The sequence below is a fragment of the Cryobacterium sp. Y57 genome, from assembly GCF_002929505.1.
In the GTDB taxonomy this organism is placed as follows: Bacteria; Actinomycetota; Actinomycetes; order Actinomycetales; family Microbacteriaceae; genus Cryobacterium.
Genome location: NZ_PJJL01000063.1, coordinates 92,619 through 105,018 on the forward strand (window position 1 = coordinate 92,619; position 12,400 = coordinate 105,018).

Genomic DNA, 12,400 nt, shown 5'->3' on the forward strand with positions numbered 1-12,400 from the left:
CCAGCTTATAAACCGGGCCCGCGTTCATAAGGTGGGCCCGGGGTCACAGCGCTCGTTGCAAGCCAGATGGCCTGATTCCAGCCCCATTCTGCTTCCGCGTGCACGACGATAGCTTTTCGCCCAACGCCATCGGTCTTGATGGGCTTGTCAACGACAACAGCCCGCCGGCGTTCTGCATCGGATAATGCCGGCGGGGCTGGCTTGCCGATACGTCAACCGGCATTCAGCGCACGTGGAGAGTTTGCGGCAGGTGGCGATGTCTCAAATAAACTCGCACACTGAGTAAGAACGTCAGGGTAAGCTGCACTGATTCAAGCTCTCCACGTCTCGGCCAGCGACCACCAGCCCGAGCAGCCGTGGTCGGTTTTTCGTCACCAGGCCGGTACACCCCGAATCAAGGAGATTCAATGTCGAGTCAGAACTACGACGTCATCGTCATCGGCGGCGGAGCCGTCGGGGAGAACGTCGCCGACCGCACCGCCCAGGGCGGACTGCGCACGGTCCTCGTCGAGAGCGATCTGGTCGGCGGCGAGTGTTCGTATTGGGCCTGCATGCCGTCCAAAGTGCTGCTGCGCAGCGGCGCCGCCCTCGCTGCCGCCCGCCGGGTTCCGGGCGCCGCCGAGGCCGTCACGGGAAGCATCGACGTGCGGGCGACCCTCAAGCAACGCGACTCCATCACGAGCAACTGGAAAGACGACGGCCAGGCACAATGGCTGGAGTCGGCTGGCATCGGCCTCGTGCGTGGCCATGCCCGTCTCACTGGAGTCAAAGAGGTCACCGTGACCGCACCGGATGGCGCGGTCACCGTTTTGACCGCCACCCATGCGGTCGTCGTCAGCACGGGGTCGGCGGCATTGCTGCCCGACATTGACGGTCTGAAAGAGATCGAGCCCTGGACCAGCCGCGATGCGACAAGCGCCCAGCAGATTCCGGAGCGTCTCGCCGTGATCGGCGGCGGCGTCGTCGCCGCCGAGATGGCCGCCGCGTACTCTTCGCTCGGCTCGACGGTGACCGTGATCGCCCGCAGCGCGCTGCTCGGCAAGCAGGAACCCTTTGCGGGCGAACTCATCACCGCCGCGCTCGAGGAGAATGGGGTGACCGTACTCGTCGGCCCGTCCACCACGACAGCGCGCCGGGATGAAACCGGTACGGTCACGCTCACGCTCGATGACGGCACCACCGTTGCGGCCGACCAGGTGCTCGTGGCCATCGGTCGCACCGCGCACACCCACGACCTCGGCCTCGGCACGGTCGGTCTCAACCCGGGTGACTGGCTCGTGGTCGACGACTCGCTGCTCGTGCAGGGCGACTCCCCCGCGCTGGCCGGCGACTGGCTCTATGCCACCGGCGACGTCAACCACCGGGCACTCCTCACACACCAGGGCAAATATCAGGCCCGCGCGGCCGGCGACGCGATCGTGACCCGTGCAGCCGGCACCCCGGTCGATGATGTGCCCTGGGGCGCGCACGTGGCAACGGCCGACCACGCCGCCGTTCCGCAGGTGACCTTTACCGACCCGGAGGTTGCCTCGGTGGGGCTGACCGCAGCGTCCGCCGTGAAGGCGGGATATCGCATCCGCATACTGGATTACGACCTCGCCAACCTGGGTGGCGCCTCGGTACTCGCGGTCGGCTACGTCGGCAAGGCCCGAGCGATAGTCGATCTCGACCGGGAAGTCCTCCTCGGCGTTACCTTCGTTGGCCAAGACGTCGCCGAGCTGCTGCACTCGGCCACGGTCGCGATTGTCGGCGAAGTTCCCCTCAACCGCTTGTGGCACGCGGTACCAAGTTTTCCCACCCTCAGCGAAGTGTGGCTGCGCCTGCTCGAAGCCTACGGACGCCCGGGATTCACCGACGAGACTTCACGGTAAGGCATGCGTGGCATCCTCTTTGATTCACCGGTGAGCCGGGCAGGCTACCTCTACGCCACTGCAGTCGGGCTGGTCTGGGGGTCGATCTGGAGCACCGGGCGGGTCGAGAAGAGGGCAGGGTTGTTCGTGTTCCGCGGCATGCCACGATGGACCTTCGGTCGCGGCGGCTCCTGCGTTGGCGGCTGCTACCTCACCAACCAGAACGTCGCAGCCGGTGTGCTCGAGCATGAAGCCGTGCACAAACGTCAGTGGCAACGGTTCGGCATGGTCTTTCCGCTGCTGTACGCGGTAGCGGGGCGCAATCCGCTGAAGAACCGTTTTGAGATCGAGGCCGGCCTGAAAAAAGGTGGCTACCTGCGTTAGAGCAGCGGCTGGCCGCCGCGGCGGCCAGCCATCCCTCGCGTGACGTTCACCCACCGACCAGAGCCAGCCCCCGATAGTCGATGTACGCCCCCTCGCGAGCAAAACACACACAAAACCGCCCGGCCTGCAATCAGGCCGGGCGGTTTCTATTCGTGCGGGTGCTTCTACTGGCCGGCGACGTATGCCGCATCGACCGCTGCCGCCTCGGCGAAAACGGCGAGGTTAGCGCGCAGCTTGGCGCCGAGGTCGGCGTCAACGCTGGTCCAGTACCAGATTGCCCGCTCGGTGACCTCGGGGCGGGTCACGCCGCTGATGGCACCGGTGATGGTGTCGAGAAGACGCGCTTTGGCGCCATCGTCGTAGACCTCGCGGTAGAGCGTTCCGGCCTGGCCGAAGTCGCTGTCCTCGCTGCGCAGGGTCGCCGCGGCACGCAGCAGAGTCCCGTCGTCCTCCCACGCGCCCTCACCGGCAGCCGCCGGGTCGGCGACGGGGCCACCGAGGGAGTTCGGCGCGTAGTTCGGTACGCTCGGTGCGTTGAAGTGGTGGCGCTGCGAGCCATCCTGTGAGTAGTTGTTGAGCGGGCTCTTGGGAGCATTGATCGGCAGCTGCGCGTAGTTGGTGCCCACGCGGTAGCGCTGAGCGTCTGGGTAGGAGAAGATACGCGCCATGAGCATCTTGTCGGGGCTCGCCGCAATGCCGGGCACGAAGTTGGCCGGCGAGAACGCCGCCTGCTCGATCTCAGCGAAGAAGTTCTCCGGGTTGCGGTTGAGGGTGTGGGTGCCGACCGGGATCAGCGGGAAGTCGGCGTGCGGCCAGACCTTGGTCACGTCAAACGGGTTGAACCGGTAGGTTTTGCCCTGTTCGTACGGCATGACCTGCACAGACACGTTCCACGACGGGAAGTTGCCGGCGGCGATCGCGTCGGACAGGTCCCGACGGTAGTAGTCGGCATCCGCTCCGGCGAGGAGTTCGGCCTCTGACCCTTCCATCTCGACGTTGCCCTGGTTGGATTCGAAGTGGTACTTCACCCAGAAACGCTCGCCCGCGGCGTTGATCCACTGGTAGGTGTGCGAACCGAAGCCCGGCATCTCACGCCACGAGCGCGGCAGGCCGCGGTCACCCATGAGGTAGGTGACCTGGTGGGCTGACTCCGGAGACAACGTCCAGAAGTCCCACTGCATGGTCGCATCGCGCAGGCCCGTGCCCGGCAGGCGCTTCTGCGAGTGGATGAAGTCGGGAAACTTGATGCCGTCGCGGACGAAGAATACCGGGGTATTATTGCCGACGATGTCGTAGTTGCCCTCGGTCGTGTAGAACTTGACCGAGAAACCGCGCACGTCGCGCCAGGTGTCCGGACTGCCCTGCTCGCCGGCGACGCTGGAGAAACGCTGCAGGGTCGGCGTGACCGTGCCCGGCTGGAACACGGCCGCGCGGGTGTACTTCGAGACGTCGCCGGTGACGACGAACTCGCCGTGCGCTCCGCCGCCCTTGGCGTGCACGATGCGCTCCGGAATGCGCTCGCGGTTGAACTGGGCGAGCTTCTCGACTAGGTAGCGGTCGTGCAGCGCGATGACGCCGTCGGCGCCAGTGGTGAGGGAGTGCGCGTCGCTCGCGACGGGCGTTCCCGTCTGGTCAGTAGTGGGCTTGATAGTCATAGTGCTCCTTGAGGGTGGATCAGCAACGCGTCGTTGACGGTGGAAAGCTAGGGGAGAGCGGTTTCGAATTGGCACTGGGCGCAGAGGCCCCAGTAGATGACCTCGGCGGCGCGCACGTCGAAGCCGAGCGCATCCGCCGGAGTGAGGCAGGGAGAGTGACCGACGGCGCAGTCCACGTCGTGCACTACGCCGCAGCGGGTGCAGACGATGTGGTGGTGATTGTCACCGACCCGGCGTTCGAACAGTGCTGGCGAGCCGGCCGGTTCGATTTTGCGTACAATCCCTGCGGTGGTGAACGAGGCCAGCACTCCATAGACCGCCTGGAGTGACGTGCCCGGCAGTTCTTCGCGCACAGCGCCGAACAGTGCATCGGCGGTGGCGTGCGACCGCTCGGCGAGGGCCCGCAGCACGGCCAGACGCGGTGCGGTCACCTTGAGTCCAGCCGAGCGGATACCGCCCTCGAGCAACCCGGCGTCGGCTACAGCCGGGCGTTCGTCTGCGCCGTAGCTCAATTCGGGTGTCGACATGCTCCGAGCCTAGCATTTTGTTTTGAGTAATTCAAAACAATTGTGCACTCGTTTAGCTAGCTAGGATAGCGATCAGTGACATTCTGGGAGGAACAGTGCTCGCGATCACCCGCTTTATCTCCGGCAAACGCACCGCCTGGGCGGTGTTGCTCGGAACAATCGTTGCCGTGGGATTACTGTTCACCCTGCTTCCGGCCAATGACTCCGCAGATTTTCCAGCCGCGGGGTTGCCGGAAAGCAGCCAGGCCGCCCGGGTCACCGAGCTGCTCACCACGTTTCCTTCCGCCGATCAGACCGCTGCGATCGTGGTTTGGTCCCGGGACGGCGCCGGCCTGACCGCGGCCGACAAGGCGGCAATCACCGCCGCGGCAGCGCAGCTCGGTGCCGCGTCGATCGCCCCGCGCGCGGCAACGCCGCTCTTCAGCGACGACGGTCAGGCTGCACTGAGCGTGGTGCCATTACAGGCCCTCGGGGCGACGGCCGATATTGAGAAGACGGCCACCGCTATCCGTTCTCTGGCGTCGACCGCGCTGCCCGGAGGGCTGACCGCCTACGTCACCGGGCCAGTCGGTTTTCAGGCCGACATCACCAATGCCTTCGCCGGAGCCGACTTTCGCCTGCTGCTGGTGACCGTGATCGTCGTCGCGGTGCTGCTCATCGTGACCTATCGCAGCCCAGTACTGTGGATCGTGCCGCTCGTCGTGGTCGGCCTCGCCGACGGCCTGGCCGGCAAGGTAGCCAGCGCGCTGGCCGAACCGCTCGGTTTCGCCCTCGATGCCTCGATCTCAGGAATTCTCTCCGTGCTCGTGTTCGGCGCCGGCACCAACTACGCCCTGCTGCTCGTGGCGCGCTACCGCGAAGAATTGCTGCATACCGAGAATCGCAACGTAGCGATGCGTACCGCAGTGACGAGCGCCGGCCCGGCCATCGCGGCCAGCGGCGGCACGGTCGCGCTGAGCCTTCTCACCTTGGTGTTCGCGGAACTCGCCGGCAACCGGGCCCTCGGTATTGCGTGCGCCATCGGCGTGATCATCGCCATCCTGTTCGCCCTGCTCGTGCTGCCGGCAGCCCTCGTGGTGTGCGGTCGCGGCCTGTTCTGGCCGTTCATTCCGCGCGTGCAGGCTCAGACAGCGCCAACGCGCACCGGTTTCTGGACACGGCTCGGCCGGGGCGTGTCCCAGCACCCGGTGATCATCACGGTCGTCTCGGTTCTGGCGATCGGCGCTCTCGCTTTCGGGCTGAACGGCGCCGCGGTCGGGCTGTCCCAGGCCGACCAACTGCTCGGCAACCCGGAATCGGTCGTTGCGCAGCGCATCGTGGACGCGTCGTTTTCGGCGGGGCTGACCAGCCAAACCGTTGTGTTGGCGCCGGAAACGGCATCCGCTGACACCGTGGCGGTCGCTCTGGCCACCCCCGGAGTTTCTGCGGCGGTCGCCGGTGAGAACGCCGGCGGCCTGACCCGCATCGACGTCACGCTCGACAGTGAACCGGGCAGCGACGCAACGTTCGCGACCATCGCCGCCCTGCGCACCGATATAGCGGATGCCCCCGGCGCCGTTTCGCAATCACTGGTCGGTGGCAGCGACGCCACGGCGCTCGACACGAAGACCAGCGCCGAGCGCGATCAGCGTCTGATCCTGCCGCTGATCCTCGGCATCGTCTTTCTGATTCTGGCGCTGTTACTGCGCTCGATCGTGGCACCGGTACTGCTCATTGCCACGGTGCTCGCCACCTTCTTCGCCAGCCTGGGCGCTTCCAACCTGATCTTTCACAACCTGCTCGGATTTGCCGCATTCGACACCAACGTCGTTTTGTTTGCGTTCCTGTTCCTGGTGGCGCTCGGCGTGGACTACAACATCTTCCTGACGACGCGTGCCCGCGAAGAGGCGCGGCGCTACGGCACCCGCGAGGGAATGGTACGGGCGCTGTCCTCGACCGGCGCCGTGATCACGAGCGCCGGCATTTTGATCGCCGCCGTGTTCGCCGTGCTCGGGGTGCTCCCTGTTGTTGCTCTTACCCAGATCGGTGTGATCGTCTGCATCGGCGTGTTGCTGGACACCCTGGTCGTGCGCACCGTGCTCGTGCCGGCCCTGGTCTTTCTGTTCGATGACCGGTTCTGGTGGCCGTCCAACCCGGTGGCGACGCGTCAGTAGGTTGACGCCGGCTCGGGCGGTATTCGCTCCTGCCAGCGGATGCGCCGCTCCAGTTGCGCGCCGAGCGCGAGCAGCGTGGCCTCGCCGCCCGGCCGGCCGATGAGCTGCACCCCCATCGGCAGGCCGTTCTCGGTTTGGTGCACCGGAAGCACGATCGCCGGCAGTCCGCTCACGTTGATCATCGAGGTGAACGGCGTGTACTGCACCTGCTGGGCGAAGTTCGCCTCCGCGTCGTGCGCGTCGTACCATCCGACCGGCCGCGGGGTCAGGGCCATGGCCGGGGTCAGCACGGCATCGAATTTCGACAGTTGCTGAATGAACGACCGCTCGAACGCGGTCAGCGCGGCGAGCGCCTCACCAAGGTTGCGCGCGCTGAGATTTCGGCCCCGGGCGAGCAGCCACTGGGTCAACGGTTCGAGCAGGGCGATGTCGGCCTCGGTCTCGGCCGGGATACTCGCCGCGCCAGCCTGCCAGATGGTGCGAAACGCCGGCCCGTAGCTCGGGTCGGGCACAAGCGCCGTCTCTTCGAGGCCGTGGTGCAGCGCGGCGAATCCGGCGACGGCCAAGTCGAGCGCCTCCTGCGCTTCGGGGGCGATTTCGATGGAGTAGTCGTTGTCCCAGGCCGAGGTCGTCATGACGCCGAGCTGAAACCGGCCCTCGCCCCGCACAGCCGCTGCCAGCAGCGGCGTCTGATCATCGGGGGCCCGCAGTGCGTAGTAATGGTTGGGGTGACTGTCCCGGGGCGCGATCATGGCATCGAGCAGGAGGGCGGCATCCGCTACAGTGCGAGCGAGCGGGCCACCCACAGAGAGGCCGGCGAGCTTGTCGATGCCGGAAGCGGCAGGCACACGCCCGCGACTGGGCTTGAGGCCGACGAGGCCGCAGGCGGCCGCCGGAATGCGGATTGACCCGCCGCCGTCGGAGCCCGGCGCGAACGGGAGCAAGCGCGCTGCGACCGCAACAGCGGCGCCGCCGCTGGATCCGCCGGCACCGAGCGCGAGGTTCCACGGGGTGCGGGCGGGCGGGGAAGCCAGGCTTTCGGTGTACGAGGCGAGCCCGAATTCGGGCGTGTTGGTTTTACCGAGGCTGACTCCCCCGGCGTCATCGAGTGCCTGCACCAGATCGTCGGACCGGTCGGGCACATAGTCGGCGAACAGGCGCGACCCGAACCCGGCGTGCACCCCTGCACGCTGGTTGAGGTCTTTGTCGGCGAAGGGGAGGCCCCACAGCGGCACGGTGCGCGGTATCTGCTCTTCAACGAAGCGGGCCCGGGCCCGGGCGGCATCCGCGGTCACGGTGACGAAGGCGCCGAGCGTTGGATTGAATTTCTCGATGCGGGCCAGGTAGTGCTCGGTGAGCTCGCACGGGCTGATCTCCCGCCGCTGCAGGGCCTGCCATTGTTCCAGGGCGGTCAGTTCGTGTGGATCAGCCATGATCCGAGCCTAGTTCGACCGGGCCCGGTGATCGGCCACCTCTGGTCATGTTCGATTCGGGAGGCTAACCTCAAGCCATGGCCAGCGCTTTGTACAATCCCATCGGCACCACCGCGCTCATCACCGGAGCGTCGAGCGGACTCGGTGTCGGGTACGCGCACGAGCTCGCCCAGCGCGGCGCGGATCTCGTGCTGGTCGCCCGCCGTCAGGCCCGCCTGGAGGCGCTCGCGGTCGACCTGGCCGAGAAATACGGCACCGTCTCCACCGTGATTCCGCTTGATCTCAGCGCAGCGGATGCCGTCCCCGAGCTGGTCTCCGACCTGCGCGAGCGGGCGATCACCATTGGCACCCTCATCAACAACGCCGGCTTCGCTACCTTCGGCACGGTTCTCGACTCCGACCAGGCACGGGAGACGGAGCAGGTCGCCCTCAATGTGCACGCACTGACCGCGCTGACCCATGCCTTTCTGCCCGATCTGGTCGAGACGGCCTCGCTGCATCCGCACACCGCAGCGCTGGTGAACCTGGCGAGCACGGCGGCGTTCCAGCCGGTGCCGCGCATGGCTGTCTACGCGGCGACCAAGGCCTACGTGCTCAGCTACACCGAGGCGGTCAGCTACGAGACCCGCCCGAGCGGCCTCAAGGTCACTGCGATCTGTCCGGGTCCCGCCGACACCGAGTTCTTCGAGATCGCCCAGGCCAGCGGCGATAAAAAGGGCACGCCACTGACGGTCGACGAGGTCATGCGTGCCTCCTTCGCCGCTCTCGACCGGTCAGTGACGCCGTCGGTCGTACTGGTCGGCGCGCGCAACGCGCTGCTCGCCCGGATGGTCAGTATCTCCCCCCGGCGCGCCGTGCTGAACGCGGTCGGGCGCATGAACACGCCGCGCGCCGCCAGGTGACGACCTCGAGCCCTGGCAGAAAACCGACGACTAGCACCCCGGCCCCGGGCGCTTCTTCTGCTGCGCCGGGCGCCGATCATCCGAATACGCGAGACTGGACGCATGCCCGATCTCACTTTGCACGGCGGCGTCGGCAGCCGTGTCGACGCCGAGATCGAAGTAAAACGATCCAGATTTCTGTGCCGCCTGGTTAGAACCGAGACAGAGGATGCGGCGCGCGCTGCGATCGATGACGCACGGAAGGCGCACTGGGGTGCTCGCCACCACTGCTCGGCATTCGTGCTCGGGTCATCCGGTGCTCCCGATCAGGTACGTCGTTCAAATGACGACGGTGAACCATCGGGAACCGCGGGGCGGCCCATGCTCGAGGCGCTGTCCGGGCGAGGTTTCGTCGACTGCGTGGCCGTCGTCACCCGCTACTTCGGTGGCACCCTTCTCGGTGCTGGCGGTCTGGTGCGCGCGTACTCCGAGGCCGTTCTCACGGCGATCGACGCGGCCCAGTCCCTGCGGTTGGTCGTGGAGCGCGAACGCCGTGAATTGTTCACGCTCGCCCTGCCCCACGCGGATGCCGGGCGCATCGAGGCCGAGTTGCGCCAGCGTGGAGTGCTCATTTTGGGTACGCAGTATGGGCTCGACGCGGTGCTGAAGATTGCCGATGACGACGCGACGCGGCTCGCCGCGATCGTCGCTCGAGTCACGGCCGGAACCGGGGAATTGGAAGCCCTCGGCCACGAATGGGTCGACGTCGAACGGTAACCAACGACACAAGTCCCCGAGCGCACGGGTTGCGCGCTTGGCCATGCGTCGGCAGTGGCGGTCAGGCGCGCACATCGCTGGGCACGTACTCGCACCCGCGACTGCACTACTTCAGGCTTTTCTGCAGCAGAATCGTGCCGAGCCAGCGCTCGAACTTGAACCCGACCTTGCCCATGCGGCCGATCTCGTCGAAGCCGAAGTCGCGGTGCAGCTTGATCGAGGCATCCGCTCCCTGGTCGGCGATGACGGCGATGATCTCCTTCAGACCGGCCGCTTTAGACCGTTTGATCAGCTCGCCGAGCAGCTCGCGGCCAAGCCCCTTACCCGTCGATGCCGCGCCGAGGTAGATCGAGTTCTCCACCGTGAACCGGAACGCCTTCTTCTGTTTCCACGGGCTGACCAGGGCGTACCCGAGAATTTGACCGGCCGGTGAGACCGCGACGATGAACGGCATGCCCTGCTTGTTCAGGTAGTAGAACTTGTCGCGCCACTCGGCGAGCGTCATCGCGTCTTCGTCAAAGGTCACGGTACTGTTCGCGACGTAGTAGTTGTAGATCTCGCGGATGTGCGGCAGATCCGTTGCTCGAACCTCGCGCATCGTGTATTCGAACGGCGCCTCGACCGCGATTTCCGGTCGCAGGTGGCGGGGCAGTCGACGACGAGGCTCGTATTCTTCCTCAAGCACCCGGCACTCCCCTTTCTGGTTGGTTCCAGATTACCGGAAGAGCCCACTGCACCGATGCCGCGCCCTGCAGGGTGAGCAGCCGGTTGGCGCCGCTGAACGGCTGGGAACCAAAAAAGCCGCGACGGGCTGAGAGCGGGCTCGGGTGCGCCGATGCGATGACGGGGGTAGCGCCGAGCAGGGGCCGAAGCGCACCGGCATCCTGGCCCCACAAGATGGCGACGAGCGGATGCTTGCGTTGCACGAGTGCACGGATCGCCTGGTCCGTCACGCTTTCCCAGCCGTGTCGACGATGCGATCCGGCTGCACCGGCCCGCACGCTGAGCACGCGGTTGAGCAGCAATACCCCCTGGTCAGACCACGCCGAGAGGTCACCGTGCTCGGGGCGCGGCAGGCCCAGGTCGGCCCCGAGCTCGGTGTAGATGTTGCCCAGGCTCCGCGGCACCGGCCGCACGTCGGCGTTGACGGCGAAGGCCAAACCGATCGGATGCCCCGGAGTGGGGTACGGGTCCTGCCCGACAATGAGCACCCGTACGGCGTCGAACGGTTGTTGAAACGCGCGCAACAGATGCTCCGGCGCGGGCAACACTACGTGGCCGGCCGCCCGTTCGCTCGCCAAAAAATCACCCACCCGGGCCATATCGCCGGCCACGGGAGCGAGCACTCGCGCCCAGCCCGGGTCGATCTGCCCGGTTGCCGCGAGCGCATCGAGGTTCATGAGCCGCTCAGGCGCCGATGGTGCTCACGAGAACGCCACCGTCGGACTGACTGATGCGCCAGACGCTGCCGGCTCCGAGCACGCCGAGGGCGCCCTCACCGACCACGAGCACGGTATTCTCGTCGATGGCGAGGCCGCCGTCGATCAGGCCCGCCTCGGTCGCCGCGATCAGTCGGGACAGGCTGCCGGACTGGGCAGCATGCACATCGACCGTGACGTCGAGCAGGCCGATCCCCTGGGCCAGGGTGATTTCATCGAGGCCCTCCGAGACGTGTTCCGGAGTGACCTCGACGCCGCCGATACGCCAGCCGCCGATGAGGGCGCGTTCAGCAGCGATCATGGCGCCGGCCGAGAAACCGAGGTAGGGCACACCACTAGACACCTGGCGGCGAATCTCGCCGGCAATCGGCAGCAGAGCGGCCAAATAGTCGGGCGTCACGCCGCCGCCGATGATGATGCCATCGACGGCGCCCACAGCGGTCAGGGTGGCCGTGCCGCCGGGCACGAGCACGGTGCGCCGGGTCTCCACGTCGGTGCCGAGCGATGCGGCGAGCTCGTCGGCGTGCGCACTGCCCGGGCCGACAGTGATGATCGCAACGACCGGTGCATCGCGGCCAGCCTGGCCGGCATGAGCGGTCACCTCGGACCGGAAGGTCGTGAAGACCGGAACGTCGTGCACGGGGTCTCCCCCGCCGCCGACCAGGTGCACGCTCACGCGGCGACCCCGGCCGTCACGTCGGCAGGCAGGTCGGCGAGCAGGTCGGCGAGCGCTTCCGGCGCGCTACTGTCGGGCGCTCCCGCAACTGGCGCCAGCGCCGACCAGGGGAACACGATCCATTTGTCGGTCTCGCGCCAGGTGAAGTCGGGCACGTGCACCGTGCGCGGCTTGGTATACAGCGTCGCGGTGCACACCTCCATCGCGGTTTCGCCGAGCAGGCGCATGACCAGGGCGAGGGTGTGGCCAGAGTCAGAGACGTCGTCGACGAGCAAAACCCGCTTACCGGCGAGGGCCGGGGCGTCGAGCATCGGCGCCGACAGCACGGGCTCGGGCAGTCGTTCGTCGATGCCGGTGTAGAACTCCACGTTGATGCTGCCGCAGTTCTTCGTGCCGAGCGCATACGACACAGCGCCAGCCAGCAGTAGTCCGCCGCGGGCGATGGCGATCACCACATCGGGATGAAAGCCACTGCCCCGCACTCGAGTCGCCAGCTCACGCGACGCCGCGGCGAAGTCGGTCCACTGCAGAATTTCGCGGTCAATCACGAGCGGAGGGGACGCATCTTGGGCATCTAGTGTCATCCGTCAATGCTAGCTAGGTCTGAGCGCGCATGAAGCGGATG

At 66.8% G+C, this 12,400-nt stretch carries 12 protein-coding genes; 5 read left to right on the plus strand and 7 right to left on the minus strand.

The features are described 5' to 3' along the window. Positions 1 to 407 precede the first annotated feature (407 nt). Together CXY72_RS07390 and CXY72_RS07395 are read left to right on the plus strand one after the other, a co-directional pair. Positions 408 to 1,871: an NAD(P)/FAD-dependent oxidoreductase gene (locus tag CXY72_RS07390; RefSeq protein ID WP_104127042.1), complete on the plus strand. Its 1,464-nt coding sequence runs from the start codon at positions 408 to 410 to the stop codon at positions 1,869 to 1,871. Positions 1,872 to 1,874: 3 nt separating this feature from the next. Then, positions 1,875 to 2,234 (plus strand): Fe-S oxidoreductase, encoded by a 360-nt coding sequence (locus CXY72_RS07395; RefSeq protein ID WP_104127043.1) that lies wholly within the window; start codon positions 1,875 to 1,877, stop codon positions 2,232 to 2,234. Between the two features lie 164 nt (positions 2,235 to 2,398). On the opposite strand, the gene CXY72_RS07400 is transcribed toward CXY72_RS07395, so the two are convergent. Both CXY72_RS07400 and CXY72_RS07405 read right to left on the minus strand, forming a co-directional pair. After that, positions 2,399 to 3,889 (minus strand): catalase, encoded by a 1,491-nt coding sequence (locus CXY72_RS07400; RefSeq protein ID WP_104127044.1) that lies wholly within the window; start codon positions 3,887 to 3,889, stop codon positions 2,399 to 2,401. Between the two features lie 47 nt (positions 3,890 to 3,936). Beyond that, positions 3,937 to 4,416 (minus strand): Fur family transcriptional regulator, encoded by a 480-nt coding sequence (locus tag CXY72_RS07405; RefSeq protein ID WP_104127045.1) that lies wholly within the window; start codon positions 4,414 to 4,416, stop codon positions 3,937 to 3,939. 95 nt (positions 4,417 to 4,511) lie between these two features. Here CXY72_RS07405 and CXY72_RS07410 point away from each other — a divergent pair, with 95 nt between their 5' ends. After that, positions 4,512 to 6,569 (plus strand): MMPL family transporter, encoded by a 2,058-nt coding sequence (locus CXY72_RS07410; RefSeq protein WP_104127046.1) that lies wholly within the window; start codon positions 4,512 to 4,514, stop codon positions 6,567 to 6,569. Here the strand turns inward: CXY72_RS07410 and CXY72_RS07415 are convergent. Continuing rightward, positions 6,563 to 8,002, minus strand: a complete 1,440-nt coding sequence (locus CXY72_RS07415; RefSeq protein WP_104127047.1) for an amidase — start codon at positions 8,000 to 8,002, stop codon at positions 6,563 to 6,565. The genes CXY72_RS07410 and CXY72_RS07415 overlap by 7 nt on opposite strands. Before the next feature lie 77 nt (positions 8,003 to 8,079). Here CXY72_RS07415 and CXY72_RS07420 point away from each other — a divergent pair, with 77 nt between their 5' ends. Continuing rightward, positions 8,080 to 8,904, plus strand: a complete 825-nt coding sequence (locus CXY72_RS07420) for an SDR family oxidoreductase (protein ID WP_104127048.1) — start codon at positions 8,080 to 8,082, stop codon at positions 8,902 to 8,904. Positions 8,905 to 9,006: 102 nt separating this feature from the next. After that, the gene (locus CXY72_RS07425; RefSeq protein WP_104127049.1) at positions 9,007 to 9,660 is read left to right on the plus strand and encodes a YigZ family protein; all 654 of its coding nucleotides are present in this window, start codon (positions 9,007 to 9,009) and stop codon (positions 9,658 to 9,660) included. A 106-nt stretch (positions 9,661 to 9,766) separates the two neighbouring features. Here CXY72_RS07425 and CXY72_RS07430 read toward each other — a convergent pair whose 3' ends face one another. The 4 genes from CXY72_RS07430 to CXY72_RS07445 are packed head-to-tail and all read right to left on the minus strand — an operon-like array spanning position 9,767 to position 12,359. Next, on the minus strand, positions 9,767 to 10,345 hold the full coding sequence (locus CXY72_RS07430; RefSeq protein ID WP_174722174.1) for a GNAT family N-acetyltransferase: 579 nt from the start codon (positions 10,343 to 10,345) through the stop codon (positions 9,767 to 9,769). Next, the gene (locus CXY72_RS07435) at positions 10,338 to 11,060 is read right to left on the minus strand and encodes a uracil-DNA glycosylase (protein ID WP_104127050.1); all 723 of its coding nucleotides are present in this window, start codon (positions 11,058 to 11,060) and stop codon (positions 10,338 to 10,340) included. The genes CXY72_RS07430 and CXY72_RS07435 overlap by 8 nt, the downstream gene beginning before the upstream one ends. A 7-nt stretch (positions 11,061 to 11,067) precedes the next feature. Continuing rightward, complete coding sequence (locus tag CXY72_RS07440; protein ID WP_104127051.1) at positions 11,068 to 11,775, minus strand: Type 1 glutamine amidotransferase-like domain-containing protein; 708 nt, start codon at positions 11,773 to 11,775, stop codon at positions 11,068 to 11,070. Continuing rightward, on the minus strand, positions 11,772 to 12,359 hold the full coding sequence (locus CXY72_RS07445) for a phosphoribosyltransferase (protein WP_104127052.1): 588 nt from the start codon (positions 12,357 to 12,359) through the stop codon (positions 11,772 to 11,774). The genes CXY72_RS07440 and CXY72_RS07445 overlap by 4 nt, the downstream gene beginning before the upstream one ends. Positions 12,360 to 12,400: the final 41 nt, after the last annotated feature.